We start from the raw sequence: 24,079 nt of genomic DNA on the forward strand, positions 1-24,079 counted from the left end.
ATCCCGCACCTAATGCACAGCCGTCTTCAACCGGCCGTGCGTCGCTCATTCAACCATCGATACAACGCCGGCAGGACCAGCAACGTCAGGAAGGTTGATGTGACAAGCCCTCCAATCACCACGGTTGCAAGTGGCCTTTGCACCTCCGCTCCGGCGCCTGTAGAAATTGCCATCGGGATGAATCCGAGACTGGCTACAAGCGCAGTGGTAGCTACAGGCCGGAGACGAGTCTCCGAGCCTTCGATCACCGCATCTGCCACCGATCGGCCCTTCGACGTCAACTCACGGATATAGCTAAGCAGAACGATGCCGTTGAGTACCGCAATACCGAACAGAGCGATGAACCCGACTCCCGCTGAAATGCTGAACGGCATCCCGCGCAAAAGCAGCGCAACGATTCCACCGGTAGCCGCCAACGGGATATTGAGGAAGATCAGTAAAGCGGGCATGACAGTCCCGAAGTTCATGAAGAGCAATACAAAGATAAGAATCAGCGCGCATGGCACCACAATCATCAGGCGTTTGCTGGCGCTGGTCAGTTGCTCGAATTGGCCGCCCCACTGTAGTTCATAGCCGCTTGGAATCCTGACCCGGTCCGCTACGGCTCTCTGCGCCTCGGAAACGAACCCTGCGAGATCACGGCCGCGGACATTGACCTCCACGCTGATGCGCCGCTGGCCGCCCTCACGGCTGACCTGGGCCGGCCCCTCCTCATCGGCGATGTCAGCCAGTTGGGCAAGCGGGATGAAGTGGCCATCCTTGTCGCCGACCCGGAGATTGGCGATCGCATCGTTGCTATTGCGCTGAGCTTCAGGAAAGCGCACCTGGATCGCGAAGCGGCTGTTGCCTTCCAGTACTTCTCCAACCGGTTTGCCCCCAACCGCCTGAATGGTATCCAGAACATCGGAGGCATCAAGGCCGTGCCGCGCAAGGTCTTCCCTGCGGAGCTTGATGCGGAGATATGGCAGCCCGGCGATGCGTTCGGGACGGACATCGCCTGCTCCCTTCACCTTGCTGACGACCTTCGCAATCTCGTCAGCCTTGGTCTTCAGCACGTTCAGATCGTCACCAAAGATCTTGATGGCCAGGTCGCTGCGTGAACCGCCTTCCATCAGTTCCTGCACGCGCATCTGGATAGGCTGAGAGAAGCTGTAGCCCGAACCCGGCGCCTCTGCCTCCAGCCTCTCCTTCATCGCAGCGATCAGTTCGTTCTTGGTGCGCTTCTTCGGCCATTCGTCCATTGGCTTAAGCGAAATGTAGACATCGCTCACGTCGATGGACATAGGATCAGTGGCTACTTCAGGACTGCCTGTCCGTGTGACCACGCGATCGACTTCGGGAAACTCCCGCAGGACGCTTTCGATGATCTGATTGCCGTGCAGAGACTCATCGATGGAGATGCCTGGAACGCGGAACATCTCAATCAGGATGGAGCCTTCATCCAGCGATGGAATGAACTCAGCGCCGAGAAACGGAATCGCCGTGAGTGACAGAAGAAACAGGCCCAGGGCAATACCTCCGGTGATCTTTGGATGTGCAACGGCGCGAAGCAGCATCGGACGGTAGGCGCGATCCAGTTTGCGCATCACCCATGTCGGCATCTCTTCTTTTTCTTTCCGCAGCAGATACCAGCTCAGCACGGGCATCAGCAGAAGGGCCAGCAATAGCGATGCGAACAATGCGAAAAGCACTGTCGCCGCCATCGGCTTGAACATCTTGCCCTCAACCCCGCTGAGCGCCAGGATCGGAACATAGACAAGAAAGATAATCGCAACACCGAAGAAGATCGGCTTTGCCACTTCCATTCCGGCAAGCCGTATGGTGTCTTCTACCGGCTCTTCCGGATCGCGGTAGTGGAGGCGACGCAGTACGTTCTCGATCATCACGACGGAGCCATCCACGATAAGCCCGAAGTCAATAGCGCCGAGGCTCATCAGGTTGCCGGAGATCTTTGCCTGCACCATACCCGTAACCGCGATGAGCATCGAGATCGGAATCGCAACCGAAACCGCGATTCCCGCCCGGAAGCTACCCAACAACAGAAACAGGACCGCGATGACCAGCAGACCGCCTTCGATCAGGTTGCGTGTAACCGTATGGATGGTGCGGCCCACCAGCTCTTCGCGATCCAGCAATGGCGTGATCTTCACGCCCGCGGGTAGAGTCTGCTGCAGCGCCTCCAGCTTGGTCTTGACGTTCGCCGCGACGTCGCGCGAGTTCTCGCCGAGCAGCATCATCGCGATGCCGACCACAATCTCACCCTTGCCGTCCTGCGTCGCGAAGCCGCGCCGCACCATAGGGGCAAAATGCACCGTAGCGATGTTACGGATAAGAATCGGTGTGCCTGTCGGAGAGGCAGAGACAACGATGTTCTCGATATCCGTGAGGCTGGTGATCAGACCTTCGCCCCGAATCAGCGATTGCTGTTCATAGTGTTCAAGGTATGCCCCGCCGGCATTCGCATTGTTCTTTGACAACGCCTCAATCACGCGTCCGAGGGTGACGTGATAGCTGGCCAGTTTGTCGTTATCTACCTCAACCTCATATGTCTTCAACTCGCCGCCGTGGCTGTTCACCTCGACGATACCCGGCACCAGCCGGAGTTTTGGAGCGATCTGCCAATCGAGGATGGAACGAAGCTCCATGGCGGAACGCCCGCCGCCGCTGACTTTGAACTGATAGATCTCACCCAGTCCGGTTGAGATGGGGCCCATCTCAGGCACGCCGACCGTGGCTGGAATCAGCTCTTTGGCTTGCGTAAGGCGTTCGTTAACAAGCTGACGGCAAAAGTACGGATCCGCACCATCATCGAAGTACACGGCGACGTATGACAAACCGTACTTCGAGGTTGACTGCACCCGCTTCAGGCCCGGCAAGCCGCTCATGGCCGTTTCAACGGGAAACGAGATCAGCTTCTCCACTTCCAATGGAGAAAGGCTAGGGGCGCGGGTAAGAATCAACACCTGGTTGGGTGTGATGTCCGGTTCCACATCAATGGGGAGCTCGCGCAACGAGATCATGCCAATCCCGATGGCAAACAACGTTCCCAGGATGACCAGGATTCGATACCGCAGAGCAATGGCGATGAGCTTTTCCATTAGTCCTCATCTCCCAGTTCTCCGCCGGCCACGATGGACTTCAGGTGGAATGCTCCCTGCGTGACAACCTGCTCACCATCCTTCAGGCCGCTCACAATCTCAACACGGTCTTTGACGGTAACGCCCTTCTCCACCCGCCGGATGGCGAACTTCGTCGGAGCGATACGAACAAAGACAACATCCTTTCCTTCGACCTCCTGCAAGGCGCTGCTGGAGACGGTAAGCGCATGCTTACTGAATGTCGTCGGAAGCTCGATGCTGGCGTACATGTCAGCCTTCAGACGCATATCGGCATTCGCAACCTCGCATCGGACACGGGCTGTGCGGGTCTGCGGGTCAAGCACATCACTGATGTACGTGACTCGTCCCGGAAATGCGGTATCGGGGTAAGTCTCCACACGGATCGAAGCATCCTGCCCCAGACGAATGCGGCCCAGGTCTTTCTCGTACACCTCGGCCTGTACCCACACATGTGAGAGGTCGGCCACCTGAAGCGCAGCGCGGCCGGGCTCCAGAACATCGCCGGCGGACATCTGCACCTTGATGACGGCGCCGGAGAAGGGGGCTCTCAGAACGGTCATGCCGGCAGGGCCTGATGCACCGAAGCGTTGAAGCCGCTGCTGCAGCCCGCGAACAACAGCCTCCTGCGACTGGATATTGGCGCGGATGCCTTGCTCTTCGGCCTTATTGAACTCATAGTCTTTTTCGGCCACCGCGCCAATATCGGCGAGATGCCGGGAACGTTCCGTCTGCCGCGCCGCCGGTACAAGCTGCGCCTGCAGCTTACTCAGCTCCGCCTTCGCGGACTGCTCCTGCGCACTTAGATCGACCGCATCCAGATTGTCGAAGGTAGCCAGAACCTGCCCAGCCTTTACGCGGTCACCGACCTTGACCTTAACCTCTGCGACTCGCCCGCGAGCGAGTGTAGAAACCTCGCCCACACGGCTGTCGATCGGCTGAACCGTGCCCGTCGCACGGAAGAACTCATTCATCTGTTCCAGCGTCGCGGCTTCGGTCTGCAGCCCCACGTGCTGCTGTGCGGGAAGCTGCATCTCCACTTCATTGCGTTTGGTTTCCTGCTCTGACGCGATCTTGTCACTCTCCGCGGTGGAGGTCTTGTTTTTGCAGCCGGTCGTAAGAACAGCAGTGAATAGAACAACAATCCAGATCTTCTTCATGGGAGATTTCCTCCAATCGCACGCTCCAGTTCCGCCCAGGCGCGCTGTACTTCCGCTTGCGCATCGATATAGGCGACCCGGTTATCCACTACCTGCCGCTGCTCATTGATCACGTCCAGCAACCGAAGTTGTCCCAGCCTGTAGGCTTCGCGAATCACTTCAAGGTTCTTTTCGGAGCCGGGAACAACATCGGTGTCGAGCGTCTTCAGCGAGGCTTGCGCCGCCTCCAACCTGCGGAAGGCTGCCTCTACTTCGGTTGGAATGCTTTTCTCCAGATACTCGCGATGCAGTCTTGCGGCATTGTTGCGGGCGGTCGCCGCCTCAACCTCGCCGCGTCCGCTACGGTTGCTCTTCAGCGGGACCGAGATTGAAAAGCTGAGAATGTCGTCACGATCGCGCAGCGGAGCGATTGCCCCGGTTGGAGTAAAGCCGAAGAGATCGTCAAACTGCGAGGTCTGCCGGATGTACCCGGCCCCAAGACTGACGTTCGGTTTTGCATTCGCCCGGGAGAGATCAATCGAGGTCTTCGATTGCGCTTCGTTCAGCCGCGCGGTCCGCAGATCGGCACGCCCCTCGTTGGCTCTTACGATGAAGGCCTGAAGCGAGTCAGTCGCGGGCGACGCCGGCTTGAGATCCGGTAAGGCCTCACCGGGAGCAAGCTGCGCCAGCCGCCGGAGCGTTGCTTCCGCGGTCGACAGACGTCCTCGGGCACTATTGATCTGCACGGTAGCCTTGGCCAGTTCTACCTTCAGCAGATTGGCCTCAAGCGCGGGAGCATCGCCTTCGCCTACGCGTGCTTCGGTTAATCCCAGTGCCTGCCGGTTCGCATCACTGAGTTGCCGCAGCATCGCAAGCCTGTCCGCCTCAGCCGATCGATCAGCCGCGGCGACCCTGATCTCGTAGGCGAGCTCAGCTGACCTGGCCGCCAACTCGGCCTCAGCCTTGTCGACATCGAAGCCTGCGACCGCGATACGCTTGCCGCGTTTTCCGAAGGTCTCGACTTCCTGGGAGAAGTCAGCGCCATAGGTGTCTTCACCAATGGTGCCGATCGGTCTTCCTGTCGCCCCTTTCAACGTAAGGCCCGGCGCCGGCCGTACTCCAGCCTGCCGCTTCAGGCCGCGCGCTTCGGCGATTCCCTCACGAGCCGCGGCAAGATCTTGATTGCGCTCAATTCCTATGCGTACAAGTTCCTCAACCGTAGATGGCGAGGTCTGCTGCGCCGGCGCGTAAGCCGATGCAGACAGCAGTACGCAAAGGACGAGCAATCGTCCTTTGAACATGGGTATCTCCTTGTGTCGTTAGCTCAAAACAACGAAGCGACGATCAGGAGAGTTGAGGAGGGTGTTCGATCTCGGAGGGTCTTGTGTGGGGCTTCTGGAGCGGTTCTGCAATATACGCAGAGACACTGATTCGGTCCAGCGTGACAAAGGCAAACAGTTCTACCGGCGCGGGATGGGCACAGCAGCAGATACAGTTATCGCCGCTATCTGTCGAGACCAGATCCTTATGCTGACGCTGTGACGCTAAAGCAGAGCAATCTGATCCTGGAACATCGCACGTTATAACCTGCACGCCCACATAGAGGACGAGCAGCAGTGCGACTGCGCGGAAGATGCGCGACCAGACAGCCATGGGCTTATCAGCCATAGGCTCATCATACCGCGTTGATCGGAAGCGGCTTCGCATCGACATCGCGACAGGCGTAAGTAGTTGAATTCACAGGGGTAAATGTGATATAATACTAAAGGTAATTTCATCCTGAAACTCACTATGAGGTGTCATGACAATCTCACGCGACGCTGTTGCATCGTTCTTCCGGAAGTTTGCGGCCAGCAGTAATTCCAAAGACACACCAGCCGAGATCTCTCACTTTGCCGACGTATTCGTTGCGGCGGGTCCGTCTGGCAACGCTATCGTCAAGGTCGAAGATTTCGCAAAAGTATTGCCGAAGAGACGCCAGCTCCTGGAAGCATCCGGCCTTGTTCATACCTCACTCAAGTCCTTCGATGTAACGGCCTCAACAGACCGCCACGTCGTCGTCAACAACACGTGGGAGATGAGCTTCAAGACCCAGACACACGGCGAGGTCACAATACCGGTCTCAGCCACCTTCACCATTGATATGGGCGGTGAAAGTCCCAAGGTGCTTGTCTACCTTGCACATCAGGACATCCTGCAAATTCTGCGGGATCGCGGGATGCTGGCCGCCAACTAGGCCAGGATAGACCGCCAAACCTACTTCACTAATGGAGCTAGTAAGTCGCTGAGCAGATCGGGCATGTTCACGGTGCGCTCCAGGCGAGGAAATCGCTCACCATCGTGATACATGATCGGCACATCTCGTAACGCATTGCCAAGTTGCACAGTGATGAAGATGGGCTTGGATGCATCTACGTCGGTGGACTCCGGCTTTCTCTCCATCAGTGCTTTGTGCAAAGCAGATCGGGAGAAAGCTCGGCCATCGATCGTAATGATCTTCTCGCCCGGAGAGAGTTTGGCCTCGAAGGCGGGCGAGAAGAACCGGACATCTCCTATGGTTCCATCCTCCCTTACGAGCAGGCCCAGCGAAAAGTATGCGTCGATGGTTTTGCCCATCTCCCCTTTCTCGTAATCGCTCGCCTCGTCAGAGTACGCGAGCGTCCAGCCGCTTTGCGTGATGCCATCGAGATCAGCGTGAGGCGAGAGAGAGGTGATCTTTTCCCGCAGGAAGTTCGCCCAATCATAGGGGGCAACCTGGTTCAGGTCGGCAACCAGTTCGTCAAAGTTATAAGGCACCGTGACGGGTGCAGTGTTGCCACCCTTCGCAAAAAAGACCAGGCAGAAGTCGTGCAGCGATTTCTGCCCGTTCGTCAGCTCGCGAATGAGCATGTCGGTATGCAGCCACAGGAGCTCGCCCTCAGCGTAGTAGTCAAAGCTGCGCCGCCAGTTGTTGTAAGCCATATTGCCTCCCTGGATGGGAGCCGATATCGCTGAATCTTCCACGTTGCGCCAAACACGGCCTGGCTTTTGATCCAGCGAGGCTGCTGAGTATGCGAGCGCCTCTCGGAACTGCTCCGGTGTCTCGAATCCAGACCGCACCGCCAGAACATCTCCCAGAAGTCTTGTCAGCCCTTCGTAGACCCAGAGCAATTCGCCTTTCATCGGTGTTGCGAAATCGGGTGTGTCGAGTCCTACCGGACGGCGGTATTTGCCATTCCATGAGTGGGTAAACTCGTGCGGCAGCAGCTCCCCATTCGATACTGCCTGGACTGGATCACTGTACGCATTATGAGAGCCGCCATTGTTGCTCGATTCCTGGTGCTCCTGACCATGACGTCCGGCGAAATCACTCAGGGTAAGCAGGAAGTGATACGAGTCGTAATGGTGAGATCCGTACATCGCCCACGCTTCCGGCACCAGCTTGTTGAGCGCGGCAAGAAAGGCCGGGGTCAGGTTCTGATCGAGGTCCTGGGGCGAGTCGGCGGCGACATCCAGAAAATGCTGCGGCGCAATGCCCGGCGCCAAAGGAATCTCTTTGAAGTAACGGCCGGTGAGAATCGGCGAGTCCTCAAGATGGCGAATCGTCGTTTGCGCAAAGGTGGTAGTGTTTCCAGTGGATTTAGCCGGTATCAGCGCAGTACCCAGATGCCAGCCCTCCGGCACAATCACACTCGGCACAACAACGATCTGGCTAACGGGCACGCCCGCGGGATAGAACATCAGCCGTTCCCATTCAAGCTCAGCCAGATTGGGCGCCACGTCGATGCCTTGAGAAACAGCAAGAAAATCGTCGTGAATGTGCAGGCGCGTTACTCCGTTGGGAACGACAACGTGGAATGCGTACAAATCAATGTCGTCACGCCGCCAGGGAATGGCCTGCCCGTTACCAGTGACGACAATGCCGGCGAACTCGCCGATTGGTCCTGTTGGACTGTGACTGCCCGGAATCCATTTGGCCGCGGTAAACGTAAAAGGTCCGGGTTTGACGGGGATTTCGATTTCGGCATGTAACAACTTCCGAGGCGCATCGGTCAGGTTCGCGGTAATGGTCATCGGATTCGCCGCAGCCGTTTGATTGTTAGTTTGCGCAAGGGGAGCAGCATGAATCCGTAAAGAAGCGAATACACAAGCGAACAGGGTGATACCCGTGAGACAACGAGCGGACAGCCGGAAGGGCATGCGCGGGCTCCTCTTTCCGGAGATACGGTGCCAGATAACGTTTGGTTCCCGAATCAAAAAGCCAGGTACCAGCCTGTCCGTTTCATCGCGCGAGGTAGATGATTGTTAACGCCAAGTAAGGCAACGTACCGCAAATGGAGGGAGCATGGCGAAACTGCTCTCAGTCAATGTCGGCCTTCCACGTGAGATCGAATGGCAAGGCAAGCTGGTCCGTACCGGAATCTGGAAGCTCCCTGTCTCGGGCCGTGTCTTTGCCCGGCGATTGAACCTGAACGGCGATGGCCAGGGAGACCTTGCAGGTCACGGTGGCGAACACCGTGCCGTCATGGTCTATCAGATCGATGCCTATCGCTACTGGGAGAAGGTACTCAACCGCAACGATTTTGAACACGGGCAGTTCGGAGAGAACTTCACCGTCGAAGGTCTTGCGGATGATGAGGTCTGTATCGGCGATCGATACAGCATCGGCAACGCGGTCTTTGAGGTGACGCAGCCTCGCGTGACCTGCTACCGGCTTGGCATCCGCATGAACAATCCGCAGATGGCCGCATTGCTTGTCTCGCACCGAAGGCCGGGATTCTACTTCCGCGTGATTACAGAAGGCGAGGTTGGCGCAGGAGATGAGATTCAGAAGATCGCCGATGGTCCCGGACGAATTACCGTCGCCGAAGTGGACGGCTTGTTGTATCTGCCGAATCACGATGCCAAACGCATTGCGATAGCGGTCGATATTCCTGCACTGAGCGGTGGATGGAAGGGCTCGCTTGAAGAGTTACTGAAAGCAGATGAGCAGGGAGTGCATAGCGGAAACGCCGGTCTTACATCTTCTATCGCATCTCCACCCTTGTGGAATGGCTTTCGCACGCTACGGGTTGGCGCAGTCCACCAGGAGACCAATGAAGTAAAGTCCATAGTGCTGGAGTCCGCGGATGGCGTGTCTCTCCCGGCCGCACTGCCGGGCCAGTACCTTGTCCTGCGGCTATACCCGGACAAAGGTTCGCGCCCAGTGGTGCGCAGCTATTCCATCTCAGGCGCTTGCGATGCGGGAACATACCGCATCAGCGTGAAGCGAGATACCGGCCCAGGCAGCCAATACATTGCGGACGTAACCCAGGCAGGCGACATGCTTGAAGTAAGCGCGCCGCGTGGCGAGTTTGTACTGCGTTCCGGGATACGTCCGGTCGTTCTGCTGAGCGCCGGGATCGGTGCGACTCCAGTCTTATCGATGCTGCATGCTCTTGCCTCCAATAGCGCAGCATCTCATCGCGAGGTGTGGTGGATTCACGGAACGCGCAGTGGCGGAACACATGGCTTTGTCGAAGAGACGCGCGGGCTGCTGAAAGCCGCTCCCGGAAGCCATTCGGTGATCGTCTATAGCAAAGCCGAACCGACAGATCGGCTGGGAAAGGACTTCGATCTCGCAGGGCGTCTGGATCTTGATGGCCTGCGGAAACTCGGCATGCCTCTCGATGCCGATTTCTACCTGTGCGGCCCTGCAGGCTTTCAAAACGACATCACCCGAGCCCTGGCCTCTTTGTCGGTTCCAGCGAACACGATTCACCAGGAGATATTCGGCTCAGTGGGTTCTATCACCCCCGGCGTCGTGAAGGCCGAGGTTAAACTTCCGCATCCACCCACTGCATCCACGGGAAACGGACCGCTTGTCTCGTTCACGCGCAGCAATCTAACGGTACCGTGGGACAACAGATTTCGAAGCCTGCTGGAGTTTGCCGAGGCCTGCGGCGTTCCCGTCCGATGGTCTTGCCGCACCGGCGTCTGTCACATGTGTGAATGTGGGCTGCTGAGTGGCAACGTGCATTATTCTCCTGATCCTCTGGATCAGCCGGCCGGCGGGAATGCGTTGATCTGCTGTTCGACGCCGGAATCACAGGTTGATCTGGATTTGTAACCACCCGAGACCTGTGCCGCAGGATGCATCGACGCTTGCTTTGGGCCTTGTTAGAAGTTGTGGGCATTCCCCACCCACCCTAGCGTTGCGAGGGCGGGGCACCCCGGGCAAGGAAAACAAGAGAAACGACAAGCAAAGGTGCCAGGCTCTAAGCGCTGAAGGCGCGCTCTATACCAGCCTGGGGCGTTGCCCGGGCAACGCCCCAGGTTTCATTGCCAAAGATGTTCAAGGGCTGAAGGCCCGCTCTATAGTTCTCCCGTTCAGGCGATTGAGCAGGCCCAACGACTCACTAATATTCGGTAGAACAAACATCTCTCCAAACTCACCGCAAGACGCGCGCCCACACTTCGTGAATAATTCTCCTTGTGAAAAAGACATCCCTCGCGCTGTTGAGTCGCCGTGACCTCATCCTGGGAGCAACCGCCTCGGCTTCGCTCGCCGCCACACCGCTTCGCGCACAGAGCGTCAAGCCATCGCTCCCCTTTGCCGATCTTCGTGAGACACCTGCACAGATAACGGCATTTGCTGGACTGGACAATGCACGCCCGTTGACTCGTTCCGGCAGCGAATGGCGGGCGGGCGACCTGGTGGTTACGCTCGACAACTCGCGAACAGGAACCGTCGTATCGCTCGCGGCTCCGTCGGTGGCTGTGACGCACCTGCGTCTTCGCTGGAGCCTCCGGTATCCCGAAGATATCGTCGTGCTGGGCGATGCGTGGGAGCGCTCGTACGGTGACCTCGGCTGGCGCAATGTCGTCGCCGAGCGTCCATTGCCCTGGTACTGCGCTGTTCACCAGAACGGCACCACACACTGTTACGGAGTCGAGACCGGTGCTGCGAGCCTTGGGATGTGGCAGGTCGACACGGCAGGAATCACGCTCTGGCTCGACGTGCGCAACGGCGGCGAGGGCGTCCTCCTCGGATCACGCGTGCTCAAGGCAGCCACGCTGGTCGCGCGTCGCGGAGATCGCGGCGAGTCCATTCATAGCGCTTTGTCTGCCTTCTGCCGCACCATGTGTCCCTCGCCACGCCTGCCGAAGACTACCGTCTACGGATCGAATGACTGGTACTACGCTTACGGCAAGAACACTGCCGAAGGCATCCTCCGTGATGCGGAGCTGGTCGCAGCGCTTGCACCCTCCAACGGGCCGAAGCCGTTCGCCATCGTCGACGACGGCTGGCAGAACCAACAAACCTTTCCCGACATGGCGGCACTGACAGCACAGATCCGCTCCAAAGGCGCACGTCCGGGCTTGTGGATTCGCCCGCTGCAAGCGCATGCAGGCACCGATCCCAAACTTCTCCTTCCCGACGTACGCTTCGGACGCCGGCGAGAGCGTTTCAACGACCTTGCCTACGACCCCACCATTCCAGAGGCTCGCGAAGCCGCACTCAACACCATGCGTGAGGCGGTGCGCTGGGGCAATGATCTGGTCAAGCATGACTTCTCGACCTACGAGCTGTTCGGCGGCTGGGGCAGTGAGATGGGAGCATCAATGACGACGGGCGGTTGGCATTTTAACGATCGCTCACTCACCAATGCCGAGATCGTACTCAACCTGTATCGTGGCCTGCGCGAAGCTGCAGGTGAGCAGACGGTCGTCATCGGCTGCAACACCATCGGACATCTCGCCGCCGGGCTGTTTGAAGCCAATCGCACGGGAGACGATGTCAGCGGACGAGCCTGGGAGCGGACACGCCGCATGGGCGTCAACACGCTCGCCTTCCGGCTGCCGCAGAACCGCGCTCTCTTCATCGTGGACGCGGATTGTGTTCCGCTCACCAAAGCCATCGCGTGGGAGAAGACACGCATTTGGCTCGACGTGGTGGCGCGCAGCGGCACCACGCTGATCGTCTCTCCCGAACCCGGCGCGATTGGAGCAGAACAGAAGGCAGCCCTGCGTGAGGCCTTCGCCATCGCAGCGACAACTCCTGCCGCTACCGCGGACGATATGCTGCAAAGCAATGCTCCCGAGCGCTGGACGTTTCAGCAGAACGGTGGAATAAAGAAAGCGAACTATAGCTGGGATGAAGACGGCGCATCGCCGTTCTCGATTTAGCAACCGGGTGGGAGCCGTGGGCTTCAGCCCACGGTTTATTGGCCACAAAAGAGGTCGGGCTTTAGCCCTGGGCCTTTTCCTGATAGACAGAGAATGCCCAGGGCTAAAGCCCGACGTTTTGATGCTTGCTAATCAGCGGGCTGAAGCCCGCTGCTCCCACCGGTTCGAGCTACGCTCGAATCACCCCACTCAATGCGCCGCTGGGCTCCTTTGAACTAACCCCGACACATAGTGCACGATGGTAGTGATGAGTGAGTTTGTGAACGTTGGTCTTATCGGTTATGGATACGCGGGTCGTGTCCTTCATGCTCCTTTAATTCAGGCAATCCCTGGCCTGCGTCTCACCACGGTCGCGTCTTCCAAGGGAGACCAGATCCGCGCGGCCTTGGGAGACGTCCGTGTCTGCACGCCGCAGGAACTGATTGCGGACGAACACATTGACCTGGTTGTCATCGCCACGCCGAACACCGAACACTTCCCGCTCGCGATGGCGGCGCTTGAGGCCGGCAAGCATGTCGTGGTTGACAAGCCGTTCACGCTCGATCTGGCCGAAGCAGAAAAGCTGCGCGCTGCTGCCCTTCGTAAAGACCGTATGCTCACCATCTTCCATAACCGCCGCTGGGAGAGCGAAGTTCTTGCCATCGACGAAGTGCTGCAACGTGGAGTGCTCGGGCGCGTGGTGCAGTTTGACTGCCACATGAACCGCTATCGCCCAGTCGTCCGCAAGCGCTGGAGAGAGGATGCCGGACCGGGCGCAGGACTGTGGTTCGATCTCGGTCCACACATGATCGACATGGCACTGCACTTCTTCGGCCTGCCCCAGCAGATCACCGCTTCGTTCGCAATCCTGCGTGACGGTGGACAGACCGATGACTGGGCCCACGTCATCCTCAGCTATCCGGACAAGCGCATCGTCCTCGAAGCCATGAATCTTGCCTCCGGCTCACTGCCTCGCTCCATACTCCATGGCACGCAGGGCACCTGGGTGAAGTATGGGCTCGATACGCAGGAGGCGCAGTTGCAGGCAGGCATGTCTCCGCTTGATCCGGCCTTCGGTATCGACCCTGTGCCCGCGGTCTTCTATGCCGGCACGGGTGAGACAGTGGAATACCCCACGCCTCGCGGCAATCAACTGCCGTTCTATGAAGGCGTGCGCGATGCCATCCTGCACCACAAGCCTGCACCTGTCTCCTCGCGAGACGCTCTTGCCGTCATGGCGGTTCTTGAAACCACCTTCCGCTCCGGCGAACAGCAGCGCACGCTTCCTCTCGAATTCAAGCTGCCGCAGGAGCAGGAGTGGGGCGAATCAGAACGGTCCGCAGGCGAGAAGCAGTGACAAGCATCCATGAGAAAAGGACCAGGACAAATGCGCGATTGGTAATGCCGTAGGGAGCGCCTCGATGCAGCGTACGGAACTGGATAGCAAAGGCGATAAGGATAAGCACTGCCCAAAGTACTGACTCCAGGCGAAACGATCGCCAGCCAGGATGTTTCCAGTACGCCATAGGTAAAAGTAGCGCAACGAGTATGCTGCCGCCCACATTAATGAGGAAGCTGACGGTATGGATATTGCCGGTGCGAGTACTTACGGTAGACTCCTCCAGATCTGTGGGGAAGATCGCGGAGACGATCAAGCCAATGGAGACCACCACAAGCAGCGATATCGCAAGACGGGCGACCAGCGAACGTAGGCCGCTCCGGTTGAGTCCGAGTGCCAATGAGAGATAGCCAAGGCTCATCGCCACGAAGACAGACTGCATCAACCAGCCGAAATGCCCGACCGCGTAATCACTGATCATGTGAGAGCGCGGGGTATAGTCTGGCCGCAGAAAATGCAATAAAGCCAGGGCGGCGAATGCATACAAGATGAAGAAGGCAACCAGGTTCGGCCAGATGCTGCTTTGAGTCCGAGCGGGCGGGACAGAAATCTCCTGAGTCATAAAGGCATTCCAGATTGCATCGAGTTTTAGAGTGACGGGAGAAAGGCGGAATTCTCTCGCAAGTAGCTTACTTCGGGCCCGGTTGTTTGTCCTCAGAAGCTCCGTGCGCCAACTGAAAGCTAACGTAATTCCTGCAAATACGGCGCGAAAAACCGATAAAACCTCACGAGCGGCAGTAGCGTTACACTCATAGGGTGAAAACGAAGATGTTGTTTGCACCTTTCATGGCGATCGCGCTCGCCTCGACCGTCGCCGCGCAAAACACCAAAGCGTTTCTCGGCCGTTGGGACATGACCGTTACGCCCGCCACCGGCAAGCCATATCCGCAGTGGATCGAGCTGACGGAGAACGGCGGCAAGATTGAAGGCCGCGTTCAGCCGCGCGGCGGCGGGTGGCATCCGATCTCGGACGCACACATCGAATCAAGCAAATTGATCGTGGCCGTGGGAGAAGCGACCAATTGGGAGCTCACCTCTCCCAGCGCAGGCAAGCTGACTGGCATCGAGAAGCACGGCAACACCGATGGCCCAGCACTCGCCGGCGTGAAGGCGCCTTCGCTGGATCGGCCCATGCCGAAGAAGTGGACCAAGCCCCGGCCTATTTTCGACGGTAAGGATCTGAAAGGCTGGGAGCCGATCGGCAATGTCGACAACAGCAAATGGGTGGCTCGCAATGGCGAGCTGGTGAATGACAACCCTGAAGTTCCCGGTCAAAGGACCCACGGCGCTGCCAACATCATGACCACCGAGAAGTTCCAGGACTTCAAGCTGCATATTGAAGTGAACTGCCCTGAAGGCGGTAATAGCGGAATCTACCTGCGCGGCCGCTACGAGGTACAGGTCGGCACCGAAGGCGGCAAGCTGCCATCGCACGAGATGGGCGCGATCTACAGCCACTATCCACCGCCGGCGGGTTCAGAGCTCGGTCTCGGAAAATGGACGACCTTCGACATCACTCTGGTCGGCAGGCATGTAACAGTTCTGCGCGATGGCAAGGTGTACCACGACAATGTCGAGATCCCCGGCCCGACCGGCGGCGCTCTTGATAGCAACGAGGCCGAGCCGGGACCGTTCTATCTGCAGGGCGATCACCACGGCGTCATCGAATACCGCAACATCACCATCTCCGTTCCGGCAAAGTAAGACCTTCTCTGAACCGCGCGTCTGCGGACTCGGTAGGCGGACGCGCGGTTCGATAAATTCGGTTTGAATTTTGATAGGAATTTTGGGTATTCCGAACCCACCCTCACGTTGTGAGGGTGGGGCGCCCCGGTTGGGGACAACGTATCAAAAGCAGATTTCTCCGCTACGCTTCACCCCAGCCAGCAAAGCTGGTTGTGGACCCCGAACGCTCCGAAATGACAAAGCAAAAAGATCTCACGATTCTTAGCGCTGAAGGCGCGTTCTATACCAGCCTGGGGCAACGCCCCAGGTTTCATTGCCAAAGATGTTCAAGGGCTGAAGGCCCGCTCTATAGTTTCAGTGTTCAGAGTCGACGATTTCAGCGTAAAGTTCTGGCTGTGAAATGCGCGATCACAGCAACGCTGCTCTCCGTAATGTTCGCTCTCTCGGCGCCCGCCGAGACTTCGCCTCATCCCGTCCCTCCGGGACATCCCTTGGCAGATTTACTGAAACAGGAAGTTCCCAAGGCCCCCGCTCCGCCCGTCGCACTACAGACACCCATCAGCGACTACGACACCCTGAACGACGCTTCGTATTTCGTCCTTGGCTTCTATACCTTCCATCCGGAGTCAAAAACTATTCAGCCTCCATTGCAGATTCTGCTTTTGGACAAGCCGAGTAACTCGTGGAGCTACCTCGAAATCCAGGGTAAGTCTGACGCTGATGACGATCCCAGGAATGGGTGCCTCGGCAGCGTTGTTCGGATCAGATCCATTGAAGAGAAGTTCTTCCTCGAGACTCACCAGACACCTTCAGCTTCCTGCCAGTTTGTTCTTTCGCGTCATCTCAAACTGGAACACATTCTCTATGGCTGGCCGTGGGAGAGCCGCCCTTCTCGCCGTGTCCTCATCGAGGGCAACACGGTTCATTTTGCCAGGACCCACCCTCTACGCCTGAGCCTGTATGATCCTGCAACCGCAGTCGAAACCTCATTGCTGCCAGTCGCCAATGATCGTTCGATGAAATGGCTTGACGACGACCTGAGCGACCTCATCGATGATTCGTGGTGCCGGGAAAACAACTCGCCTTGCGAGGCTTCAGGGCTCGCTGGCTCAGCAAAAGCTTTCTTCGTGAACGACAAGTCGAACGCGGTGGCGATTGACGTCGAATACATCGGGGAAGGAATGGGGCCGAGAGCCGAAACCTTCAAAGCCGAGGTGATCTATATCTTCGACTTGCGCGGCAAGGCGTTGCGGCACGTGGAATTCAAGCCCGATTCGTTGCAGAAAATGATTGGCGACTACAACATGGAAGAGCTAACCCAGCCCTCAGCTTTGCGCCAATTGCTTTCGCACTAGTCGACAACCTGACTACACTCAGGAATGAGCGTGCGGTGAAATGCATCCACATTCACAACCTGAGGAGCATCATGAATGTCGAATGACGACGGTACCAGGATTATTCCCAGGCGCACGCCGGAGTCGGCGGCCATGGTGGCCAGCGTCAAGCGTGCCATGGCAATCACTCCGGCTCTCAACCGTCTGACCTTCGACGATGCAGACGAGATTCGAGCCGTGTTCAGCGATCTCATCGGCCGCAAGGTAGACGAGAGCTTTTCGCTGATCCCCCCGTTCTACACCACCGGTGGCGAGAATATCCGCATTGGGCGCAATGTCTTCATCAACCAGAACTGCACCATGTACGATCTCGGCGGCATCGACATTGCTGACGATGTGATGATCGGGCCGAACGTAAGCCTCATCACATCAAGCCATCCGGTCGAGCCTTCGCAACGGCGCGCCTTCGTCATCGCAAAGCCCATTGTGATCGAAAGAAACGTGTGGATTGCTGCCGGAGCGACCATTCTCGGCGGAGTCACCGTCGGTGAGAACTCAGTCGTAGCCGCAGGCGCGGTCGTCACCAAAGACGTTCTCCCGAATACCCTTGCCGGCGGAAATCCTGCGAGAGTAATTCGTTCGATTGGCGATTGATCCCGAATAGCCCCGGTAGACGTCCAACACTGGAGAGCACTCAAGGGGATTGACCGCCATGCGGACCTGGGCTGTAGCCTCATTCTTTGCGCTTCTTTCATGCGCTGAAGCTTTCGCGCAGGTCTCTGCAACCTTCTACCTGGATAAAGACGTCATCCAGTCAGGACAGAGAGCTATTCTTCACTTCAAAGTGACAAATCTGGGATCGTCTCCCTACATGCTGAACACCACGGGGCTGCCCAATCAGCCGTTTTGCTCTGGTTATTCCTTCAAGGTCTTGCGTCAGCCCAGTTCCGCCTCCAATCAAAATGGGGCGCTGGCTAATACCTGTGTCATCAATGGACAATTCCACCATGTGTCCATTGCTCCCGGCGCCACCTACGTTCAGGACATCGACCTCAGTCTGTATCTCGATCTCCAAGTGCGGGGAGAATACGTCATAGAGGTATCCCACCGCCCCATACCGTGGTCCGGAGGCGCTCATGATCCAGCGAATGCCAAAGCGGACTTGAGCTTGCGTGTTGAATGAGATGTGTCGTTGCTTTAGGCCTGTTAGCAGCAAGAACGGGTCTCCAGCGAACGATACGAGTGCTCAGTAAAATAAAGGCCGGGCCCATGTCCCTAAGGGGACATGGGCCACCCGGTGCATGGGCAATCTCAAAGATGTCGATCCGCCCGAGCTGGCGGCATCAGTCATTTGCGATGGGCTGCCAAAGCTCGATGCGATTTCCTTCCGGGTCGGTGACCCAGCCAAACTTTCCGAAGTCGTAGCTTTCGCGCTTTGGATCGACCGTGACACCTTCGGCGATCAGACGGTCCAGCAATCCATCCAGGTCATCCACCTGAAGATTGATCATCGCCTTCTGTTCCGGAGGAAAATACGCGCTGTCTTGCTTGAAGAAAGAGAAGACAACCCGCGGGTGTTGCGTCGGAGCTGGAAATCCAAACGCTCCGTCAGCTTTCACCAGGCCGAGATGCTGCTCGTACCACTGATAGAGAGCCTTCGGATCATTTGCCCGCAAGAATGCTCCGCCAAAGCCGGTAATGGAAGCCATGTAGTTCTCCTATGAGGAACGCTTGTCCAGAGCTTAAGCCTGGAGGATCACAGTGTATCGGAGAGTTCGAAGGGGTGACTAACAATGGAGGGGAGATTCGAGCGAAGCTCGAACCTGGTGGGAGCAGCGGGGTCCCCGGCCAGCTTTGCTGGCTGGGGTGTTCAGCGGGCTTCAGCCCGCTGACAAGCGATAACAGATAGGTTGGGCTTTAGCCCTGGGCCTTCTCTATCTATAAGAAAAAGGCCCAGGGCTAAAGCCCATTTCTTTCTTGGGTCGATGGACCGTGGCCTGAAGGCCACGGCTCCCACACAGTCCGAGCAAGCCACCGTTACGCAATCTCCTCCGCAGGCGTCACTTTAGCAAGATCCTGCTTCAGCAGATAGAACGACACGGCCAGCGGCACTACATCCTTCATCAGAAAAGCCACGTTGCCAACCATCGCGGGAAAGCCGCCTGCAGATGGGGCCCAGCCATCGGGCATGAACGGGATGATCGTCACCGTCGCGATGAAGGTGAACATCGATCCCAGGGCTTCCAGAATTCCCGCCTTACGGTTCCAGAAGCCGGTGAGCAACAACCCGGATACACAACAATTAAAATCAGGCTCTCGCCGAGTCGTCCGGGCTGAGCGACAATGGCTTCGAAAGGGTTTTGTTATGAGCGCACCCACGATCGAACTTTCGATGATCGTGAAAAACGGCGGAAGCAGTCTGGCGCGGTGTTTACAGAGCGCGCGCTCCATTGTGGATCGCATCATCATCGGCGACACCGGATCTACCGACGACACCGCTGAGATTGCGAAGAGGTTTGGGGCGACCTGGATGCCCATCCCCTGGAACGAGGACTTCGCCGAGGCCAGGAACCTTGTGCTGCAGCAGGCAACCTGCGACTGGATTCTTGTCCTCGACGCCGACGAGATGATGGACCCGGAGGGCGCTGAGCTTCTGAAGAAGCTGGTCGCAAAAACGGAGATGGACGCCTTCGATGTCGTGCGATGGAACTACGTACGGCAGGCCAACAGTCGGAGCGGCGCGGAAGGAGCATTGGCGAACCCACGTATCCTTCCGGAGTCAGCCCCCTTCCCTGCGTATGTCACGACCATCAATACCCGGCTGTTCCGCCGAAATCCTGAGGTCCGTTTCGAACGGCCGGTGCACGAGACCGTTGTCTATCGCGTGCAGGAGCTCGGTCTCCCAATCGGCCAGGCAACGTTCGTGATTCATCACTTCGGGCTGGTCGACGATGACGAAAGCGTTCGCGATGCCAAGAACGCACTTTATCTGGAGATCAACAGACGGCATTTTGAAGCCTATCCAGAGGACAGTAGAACGGCCTATGAACTGGGCTGGGCCTTGCTGGAATTCTCCAAGGACCCGCAGGCAGCCCTGGACATGTTGATCCGCGCCGTCCAGCTGGATGAATCCAACATGGATGCCGTCATCCTGGGCGGGGTCTGCCTGCTGCGCATGCAGCGTTATGACGACGCGATCCAACTACTCTCGCATGCCACAGCGAGGAACGTGACCAGCATCGTCCTGTATGAGACCATCGGAGACGCTCGCCTGCACCTGCAGCAGTACGAGGAAGCCGCTCACGCCTACAGCACGGCTCGCAGACAGGGTGGAGCAACCGCGCTGATCCTCGCGAAATACGGTGTATGCCTGATTCATCTGGGCAAGACGCAGGAAGGAATAGAGATTCTGCGTGAGGCTTGCTCGATGGAGCCCAAATATCCAGAGCTACTGGATATCGTGATTGCCGGCGCAGTAACGATGAACGAACTGGCCTTTGCCGCCGAGATCGCGAAGCAACGCCTGGAGCTCCCAGGAGCGACCGACCTGCATCGCTCGATTGCGGAGTATTTAGAAGTGGAGCAGAAATAGTTCAGCGTTTTCTCCGGAAGGAGGCGTGCCCCAACGGGATCTCCTTCCCGCTCATGGTTAGCCACATCGACAACTGCAACATGCCAGCTGCTGACAGGCCGACAATCTCGCGTAAGACGACAACACCCTGCTTACGTCCAATGGCATGGATCGATTGCCCATCAAGGCGATACGAAATCTCATCGACCAGCGGCGATCCTTTGACGGGATAGAACTCTCCGTCCAGGACAGCATCCACCTCCACAATAAGATCACCGGTTTCGCGCGAAATCTCTTCGCGAATGTGAATTCGCTTGCCCTGAATATCGATGATTTGCTTCCAGTGCGAAGGTGAGGACGTCAGTTCAGACGCACTTGGGTCAAAGTCCCACGTCCCGGCGAAGAGCTCGATTGACATACGTTTGCCTTACCCCTGATCCACTTCAGGTTTTGGGGAAATCCTAAATGGGAGCCTCGCTCTCCACAAACTGCTCTCTTCCGTCTTACCTGCCCGCCTGAGACGCATGGGCAGCATATCTCACTCTGTCCGCATCTGAAGTTCTACAGAACGGAGGAGGATTGAGATGACCACAGCAGACCGCATCAAGCATGCAATAGCCATTACATTGATCGGCGACGGAGTGGCTGCTGCCTTGCACCCCACGCACGGTGCACAGTTCTGGAAGAAAGGCCCTGCTGGCTGGCGGCGCAGCATGCGCTGGTGTCAGCGCCATCCTCACGCGACCCGCATGTTCGCCATCGCGCAGGCGGGTCTGGCAACAATGTGGGTGCTGCATCACGAGCGCGGAGCCAGAAGTCTCTTCGGCTGACTCGTTATTGTTCGTATGACAGTGCTTCTATGAGATCCTCCGCTGAAGCTGCCCAAAGTCCGCACAGATCCGCGAAAAGAAAACTGGCTGCGGCCGTGATTCCTGCGAGCGGCCACAGCTCGTAGCGTACCTGGATGAAAAGCAGGTCAGGAACCAGATGTGCGAGCAGCAGACGGATGGCATACACCAATCCGATCCCGCCGATTGTCCCGGCCACCGTAACCAGAATCACTTCCTCCAGCAGCAAAGTATAGATAAGGGTCCAGGACGCGCCCAGGGTCTTCAGAATCGCGAACTGCTGCGTCCTTTCGCCCACCTGCGAGTACCTGTTGATCGTCATCAGGACCATGCCCACGAGCAGGCCAAGCCACAGCATGGAGGCAAAGGTCACTTTGAGGATCTTGTTGATGAGCAGCATCCCTGCCTGATGGGTTTCTCTGAACGTCGCTCCCGCCAAAATCAACATGATCATCACGACAAGCGCGATGCCGAGCGCGTTCAGGAGCGCCTGCTGGGCATGGCCACGAAGATGTCCCACTACGACTCGATGAATCATCAGGGGTGCTGGCCCATATGTTCATTCAAATAACAGAACGGCCGGTTTTTGGGAAGCATTTGTGGTCAATGAGTACGCGCCGATTTGACGTGAATCCAAAAGGACACCTGGATGCAGAGGCGGTTTCCGGTACTCACCACATACTATGGTTAGAACGTGACTGATGGTCCCGAGCAATCCGCCGGCGGACGGCCTGAACGCGGTTTCTCAAGATTCTGTCCTACCCATGGAGAAGTACAAATGAGACGCGCGCTGTTCTCTTTGCTGCTGGTGTCGCTCTTACTCTGCCTAACCCCTGGTCTCCATGCCCAGACCTTCAACCTGCAAACCGGACGCGAACCCGTTGCTTCCCTCGATGGCCTCTGGCGTTTTCACACCGGCGACAATCCCGGATGGGCCGACCCTGGTTTCGACGATTCGCAATGGCCTCTGCTCCGCTCCGATGAAGAGTGGGGCCAACAGGGTTATAAGAACTATGGCGGATTCGCGTGGTATCGCTTCACCGTCGCGGTGCCCGATGGCAGCAGGAACTGGTCCATCTATTTAGGACCGATGGAAACCGGCTATCAGCTTTTCGTTGACGGACGTCTCGCCGGTTCTTTCGGCCCGATCCAAAGTTCCCGAAACTACGCCATCTCAAGCCGCGTCTTCGACCTATCCCCCGCCGCCGCCTCCGGCCCGCGTACATTTCACATTGCCATCCGCGCCTGGCACGCTCCTAATTGGGCGGGGTTTGCACGGGGAGGGTTTTACGGCGGCAATTATTTCGGAGACTCCCGATTCATCGCGCAACGTGCGGCGACGGACCGATCGCTTCAGTGGAACGGGTTCGGCAATGAATATACCTATGCCGTGCTCAGCACGCTCGTCGGCCTCGTCGTGCTCGTCCTGTTTTTCATCCGTCGCCAGGAACGGGAATATCTGTGGTTCGCGCTGCTTCTACTGGCGAACGCGATCGACATTGGATTAGGCATTGGCCGGCTGCTTGCTCTGATCCCATTGCCGGTCTTCGATTTGGTCGATGGCCTCGTGCAAGCGGCTGCTCTCTTTGCCGCCCTGGCATTTTTCTCCGTCGTGCTGCACGCCTCGCGTTCCAGATCCTGGTGGCTCATCGTTGCCCTGTTGTTCATCAGCCCGCCAACGGTCGTCTTTCTTTACGTCTTCAATATCACCCCCGTGGCAATCGCCGGGCTGCTTGGCACGCTGGCGTTGCTCCCTGCCATCGTATGGATTCTCGTAACCCTGGTTAAGCGTTCACTCCAACGCGATCGCGACGCGCTCATCCTGCTTGCTCCTACCCTTCTCTGGCAGGGATTTCCCTTAATCGACAACATCCTCCTGGTCACGTGGCAACTGGGCTGGCAGCGTTGGACGGCGCACTGGGTTTTCCCATTGCTCACCAAACCGTTCGTGCTGATGCCTGGTCCGGCCGTCGGCACAATCTATATCTTTGCCCTGCTTCTATTCCTGATTCGGCGCTTCTCCCTCGCCCGGCAGGAGGAAACGCGCCTTGCAAGTGAACTCGAGTCTGCCCACAGCATTCAGCGCACGCTCGTGCCACCCATCTCTGCCTCATGCAGCGGCTATGACCTGAATGGCCTCTCGCTGCCCAGCGAAGAAGTGGGCGGCGATCTGGTGGACGTCGTCGTGCTCCCCAATCAATCCATCCTTGCCTACGTCGCTGATGTTTCCGGCCACGGGCTCCCGGCCAGCATCCTGATGGGCATGATCAAGACCGCGGTCCGCACCATCCTGCTCGAATCCTGGGATGACTCCGCCTTCCTCCTCGCCGGTCTCTGCGACCGTCTCAACCGCGCACTTCCTGCGGTGAAGGCGCCGCACATGTACGCGACCCTCTCCGCGATCTATCTTGCACCCGATGGCCGCGTCCGGTACACGCTCGCGGGACACCCATCGATCCTCCACTACCGGGCATCCAGCCGGACCGTGCAAGAGATCACCTGCCATCAGCTCCCCGTCGGCCTGCTTCCGGTGGACGCATATATCTCCCACTCCCTGCAAATGGAAGAAGGCGATCTTCTCGCCATTGCCACCGACGGCATTCTTGAAGCGGCCAACACTCAGCAAGAAGAGTTCGGAAGCGACCGCATCGCGGCGCTCCTCACAGAGATGCCCGGTCAGAACCTCGCAGGCATTCGCGACAGCATCGTCTCCGCCGCAAAGGCCTTTGGCAAACAAGCCGACGATCAGACGATCCTGCTCATCCGCCGCGTTGAATAAACTCGCAGCCACGGCTTCGGACAACCTCGGCATCCATCTCACCGGCCATCTGGCTATTGCAACGCAATGGGCGGGATGTT

At 57.9% G+C, this 24,079-nt stretch carries 21 protein-coding genes; 11 read left to right on the forward strand and 10 right to left on the reverse strand.

The window, feature by feature from the left end:
- Nucleotides 1–26: 26 nt before the first annotated feature.
- Genes FTW19_RS22335 through FTW19_RS22350 form a run of 4 tightly spaced genes read right to left on the reverse strand, consistent with a single transcriptional unit; the run spans nucleotide 27 to nucleotide 5,923 of the window.
- A complete protein-coding gene (locus FTW19_RS22335) occupies nucleotides 27–3,098 on the reverse strand; it encodes an efflux RND transporter permease subunit (RefSeq protein WP_147649793.1) in 3,072 nt (1,023 codons plus the stop codon).
- Nucleotides 3,098–4,276: an efflux RND transporter periplasmic adaptor subunit gene (locus tag FTW19_RS22340; protein ID WP_147649794.1), complete on the reverse strand. Its 1,179-nt coding sequence runs from the start codon at nucleotides 4,274–4,276 to the stop codon at nucleotides 3,098–3,100. Before FTW19_RS22340 ends, FTW19_RS22335 begins: the two co-directional genes overlap by 1 nt.
- Complete coding sequence (locus tag FTW19_RS22345) at nucleotides 4,273–5,556, reverse strand: TolC family protein (RefSeq protein ID WP_147649795.1); 1,284 nt, start codon at nucleotides 5,554–5,556, stop codon at nucleotides 4,273–4,275. The genes FTW19_RS22340 and FTW19_RS22345 overlap by 4 nt, the downstream gene beginning before the upstream one ends.
- A 43-nt stretch (nucleotides 5,557–5,599) precedes the next feature.
- Nucleotides 5,600–5,923 carry a hypothetical protein gene (locus tag FTW19_RS22350; RefSeq protein WP_147649796.1) on the reverse strand — a complete coding sequence of 108 codons (324 nt, stop codon included), beginning with the start codon at nucleotides 5,921–5,923 and terminating at the stop codon, nucleotides 5,600–5,602.
- A 133-nt stretch (nucleotides 5,924–6,056) separates the two neighbouring features.
- Here FTW19_RS22350 and FTW19_RS22355 point away from each other — a divergent pair, with 133 nt between their 5' ends.
- Nucleotides 6,057–6,491 (forward strand): hypothetical protein, encoded by a 435-nt coding sequence (locus tag FTW19_RS22355; protein WP_147649797.1) that lies wholly within the window; start codon nucleotides 6,057–6,059, stop codon nucleotides 6,489–6,491.
- Between the two features lie 20 nt (nucleotides 6,492–6,511).
- Here FTW19_RS22355 and FTW19_RS22360 read toward each other — a convergent pair whose 3' ends face one another.
- Nucleotides 6,512–8,308 (reverse strand): M61 family metallopeptidase, encoded by a 1,797-nt coding sequence (locus FTW19_RS22360; RefSeq protein WP_187143127.1) that lies wholly within the window; start codon nucleotides 8,306–8,308, stop codon nucleotides 6,512–6,514.
- Nucleotides 8,309–8,579: 271 nt separating this feature from the next.
- On the opposite strand from FTW19_RS22360, the gene FTW19_RS22365 reads away from it, so the two are divergent.
- The 3 genes from FTW19_RS22365 to FTW19_RS22375 all read left to right on the forward strand — a co-directional run bounded on the left by FTW19_RS22365 (nucleotide 8,580) and on the right by FTW19_RS22375 (nucleotide 13,739).
- Nucleotides 8,580–10,343 (forward strand): MOSC and FAD-binding oxidoreductase domain-containing protein, encoded by a 1,764-nt coding sequence (locus FTW19_RS22365; RefSeq protein WP_147649799.1) that lies wholly within the window; start codon nucleotides 8,580–8,582, stop codon nucleotides 10,341–10,343.
- 365 nt (nucleotides 10,344–10,708) lie between these two features.
- Nucleotides 10,709–12,403 carry a hypothetical protein gene (locus tag FTW19_RS22370; RefSeq protein ID WP_147649800.1) on the forward strand — a complete coding sequence of 565 codons (1,695 nt, stop codon included), beginning with the start codon at nucleotides 10,709–10,711 and terminating at the stop codon, nucleotides 12,401–12,403.
- A gap of 247 nt (nucleotides 12,404–12,650) precedes the next feature.
- Nucleotides 12,651–13,739 carry an oxidoreductase gene (locus FTW19_RS22375; protein WP_147649801.1) on the forward strand — a complete coding sequence of 363 codons (1,089 nt, stop codon included), beginning with the start codon at nucleotides 12,651–12,653 and terminating at the stop codon, nucleotides 13,737–13,739.
- On the opposite strand, the gene FTW19_RS22380 is transcribed toward FTW19_RS22375, so the two are convergent.
- A complete protein-coding gene (locus FTW19_RS22380) occupies nucleotides 13,678–14,343 on the reverse strand; it encodes a DUF998 domain-containing protein (protein ID WP_147649802.1) in 666 nt (221 codons plus the stop codon). The genes FTW19_RS22375 and FTW19_RS22380 overlap by 62 nt on opposite strands.
- 206 nt (nucleotides 14,344–14,549) lie before the next feature.
- On the opposite strand from FTW19_RS22380, the gene FTW19_RS22385 reads away from it, so the two are divergent.
- The 4 genes from FTW19_RS22385 to FTW19_RS22400 all read left to right on the forward strand — a co-directional run bounded on the left by FTW19_RS22385 (nucleotide 14,550) and on the right by FTW19_RS22400 (nucleotide 17,984).
- Nucleotides 14,550–15,485: a 3-keto-disaccharide hydrolase gene (locus FTW19_RS22385; protein ID WP_246153451.1), complete on the forward strand. Its 936-nt coding sequence runs from the start codon at nucleotides 14,550–14,552 to the stop codon at nucleotides 15,483–15,485.
- Between the two features lie 377 nt (nucleotides 15,486–15,862).
- The gene (locus FTW19_RS22390) at nucleotides 15,863–16,822 is read left to right on the forward strand and encodes a hypothetical protein (RefSeq protein WP_147649804.1); all 960 of its coding nucleotides are present in this window, start codon (nucleotides 15,863–15,865) and stop codon (nucleotides 16,820–16,822) included.
- A gap of 75 nt (nucleotides 16,823–16,897) precedes the next feature.
- Nucleotides 16,898–17,455: a sugar O-acetyltransferase gene (locus tag FTW19_RS22395; RefSeq protein WP_147649805.1), complete on the forward strand. Its 558-nt coding sequence runs from the start codon at nucleotides 16,898–16,900 to the stop codon at nucleotides 17,453–17,455.
- Nucleotides 17,456–17,513: 58 nt separating this feature from the next.
- Nucleotides 17,514–17,984 (forward strand): hypothetical protein, encoded by a 471-nt coding sequence (locus FTW19_RS22400; protein WP_147649806.1) that lies wholly within the window; start codon nucleotides 17,514–17,516, stop codon nucleotides 17,982–17,984.
- Between the two features lie 160 nt (nucleotides 17,985–18,144).
- Here FTW19_RS22400 and FTW19_RS22405 read toward each other — a convergent pair whose 3' ends face one another.
- Together FTW19_RS22405 and FTW19_RS26315 are read right to left on the reverse strand one after the other, a co-directional pair.
- On the reverse strand, nucleotides 18,145–18,510 hold the full coding sequence (locus FTW19_RS22405) for a VOC family protein (RefSeq protein ID WP_147649807.1): 366 nt from the start codon (nucleotides 18,508–18,510) through the stop codon (nucleotides 18,145–18,147).
- Between the two features lie 328 nt (nucleotides 18,511–18,838).
- A complete protein-coding gene (locus FTW19_RS26315; RefSeq protein WP_348641860.1) occupies nucleotides 18,839–19,270 on the reverse strand; it encodes a DUF417 family protein in 432 nt (143 codons plus the stop codon).
- Here FTW19_RS26315 and FTW19_RS22415 point away from each other — a divergent pair.
- Nucleotides 19,167–20,393, forward strand: coding sequence for a glycosyltransferase (locus FTW19_RS22415; protein WP_187143128.1), 1,227 nt, complete (start codon nucleotides 19,167–19,169; stop codon nucleotides 20,391–20,393). The genes FTW19_RS26315 and FTW19_RS22415 overlap by 104 nt on opposite strands.
- Nucleotide 20,394: 1 nt before the next feature.
- Here FTW19_RS22415 and FTW19_RS22420 read toward each other — a convergent pair whose 3' ends face one another.
- On the reverse strand, nucleotides 20,395–20,790 hold the full coding sequence (locus tag FTW19_RS22420) for a hypothetical protein (RefSeq protein WP_147649809.1): 396 nt from the start codon (nucleotides 20,788–20,790) through the stop codon (nucleotides 20,395–20,397).
- A gap of 166 nt (nucleotides 20,791–20,956) precedes the next feature.
- Here FTW19_RS22420 and FTW19_RS22425 point away from each other — a divergent pair, with 166 nt between their 5' ends.
- Complete coding sequence (locus FTW19_RS22425; RefSeq protein ID WP_147649810.1) at nucleotides 20,957–21,202, forward strand: hypothetical protein; 246 nt, start codon at nucleotides 20,957–20,959, stop codon at nucleotides 21,200–21,202.
- 4 nt (nucleotides 21,203–21,206) lie between these two features.
- Here the strand turns inward: FTW19_RS22425 and FTW19_RS22430 are convergent, their stop codons facing one another.
- Entirely contained in the window at nucleotides 21,207–21,758 is a 552-nt protein-coding gene (locus FTW19_RS22430) for an FtsX-like permease family protein (protein ID WP_147649811.1), read from the reverse strand.
- Nucleotides 21,759–21,998: 240 nt separating this feature from the next.
- On the opposite strand from FTW19_RS22430, the gene FTW19_RS22435 reads away from it, so the two are divergent.
- Nucleotides 21,999–23,999, forward strand: a complete 2,001-nt coding sequence (locus FTW19_RS22435) for a PP2C family protein-serine/threonine phosphatase (RefSeq protein ID WP_147649812.1) — start codon at nucleotides 21,999–22,001, stop codon at nucleotides 23,997–23,999.
- The last annotated feature ends 80 nt before the right edge of the window (nucleotides 24,000–24,079 follow it).

Source organism: Terriglobus albidus (genome assembly GCF_008000815.1).
In the GTDB taxonomy this organism is placed as follows: domain Bacteria; phylum Acidobacteriota; class Terriglobia; order Terriglobales; family Acidobacteriaceae; genus Terriglobus; species Terriglobus albidus_A.

Excerpts from the sequence above, each read along its gene's own strand:
- FTW19_RS22395 (WP_147649805.1), top strand. The coding sequence starts at position 16,898 with ATGTCGAATGACGACGGTACCAGGATTATTCCCAGGCGCACGCCGGAG.
- FTW19_RS22355 (WP_147649797.1), top strand. The coding sequence starts at position 6,057 with ATGACAATCTCACGCGACGCTGTTGCATCGTTCTTCCGGAAGTTTGCG.
- FTW19_RS22385 (WP_246153451.1), top strand. The coding sequence starts at position 14,550 with ATGTTGTTTGCACCTTTCATGGCGATCGCGCTCGCCTCGACCGTCGCC.
- FTW19_RS22375 (WP_147649801.1), top strand. The coding sequence starts at position 12,651 with ATGAGTGAGTTTGTGAACGTTGGTCTTATCGGTTATGGATACGCGGGT.
- FTW19_RS22350 (WP_147649796.1), bottom strand. The coding sequence starts at position 5,923 with ATGGCTGATAAGCCCATGGCTGTCTGGTCGCGCATCTTCCGCGCAGTC.
- FTW19_RS22360 (WP_187143127.1), bottom strand. The coding sequence starts at position 8,308 with ATGACCATTACCGCGAACCTGACCGATGCGCCTCGGAAGTTGTTACAT.
- FTW19_RS22335 (WP_147649793.1), bottom strand. The coding sequence starts at position 3,098 with ATGGAAAAGCTCATCGCCATTGCTCTGCGGTATCGAATCCTGGTCATC.
- FTW19_RS22415 (WP_187143128.1), top strand. The coding sequence starts at position 19,167 with ATGAGCGCACCCACGATCGAACTTTCGATGATCGTGAAAAACGGCGGA.
- FTW19_RS22420 (WP_147649809.1), bottom strand. The coding sequence starts at position 20,790 with ATGTCAATCGAGCTCTTCGCCGGGACGTGGGACTTTGACCCAAGTGCG.
- FTW19_RS22340 (WP_147649794.1), bottom strand. The coding sequence starts at position 4,276 with ATGAAGAAGATCTGGATTGTTGTTCTATTCACTGCTGTTCTTACGACC.
- FTW19_RS22345 (WP_147649795.1), bottom strand. The coding sequence starts at position 5,556 with ATGTTCAAAGGACGATTGCTCGTCCTTTGCGTACTGCTGTCTGCATCG.
- FTW19_RS22400 (WP_147649806.1), top strand. The coding sequence starts at position 17,514 with ATGCGGACCTGGGCTGTAGCCTCATTCTTTGCGCTTCTTTCATGCGCT.
- FTW19_RS22430 (WP_147649811.1), bottom strand. The coding sequence starts at position 21,758 with ATGATTCATCGAGTCGTAGTGGGACATCTTCGTGGCCATGCCCAGCAG.
- FTW19_RS22365 (WP_147649799.1), top strand. The coding sequence starts at position 8,580 with ATGGCGAAACTGCTCTCAGTCAATGTCGGCCTTCCACGTGAGATCGAA.
- FTW19_RS22435 (WP_147649812.1), top strand. The coding sequence starts at position 21,999 with ATGAGACGCGCGCTGTTCTCTTTGCTGCTGGTGTCGCTCTTACTCTGC.
- FTW19_RS22380 (WP_147649802.1), bottom strand. The coding sequence starts at position 14,343 with ATGACTCAGGAGATTTCTGTCCCGCCCGCTCGGACTCAAAGCAGCATC.
- FTW19_RS26315 (WP_348641860.1), bottom strand. The coding sequence starts at position 19,270 with ATGATGATGCGATCCACAATGGAGCGCGCGCTCTGTAAACACCGCGCC.
- FTW19_RS22425 (WP_147649810.1), top strand. The coding sequence starts at position 20,957 with ATGACCACAGCAGACCGCATCAAGCATGCAATAGCCATTACATTGATC.
- FTW19_RS22405 (WP_147649807.1), bottom strand. The coding sequence starts at position 18,510 with ATGGCTTCCATTACCGGCTTTGGCGGAGCATTCTTGCGGGCAAATGAT.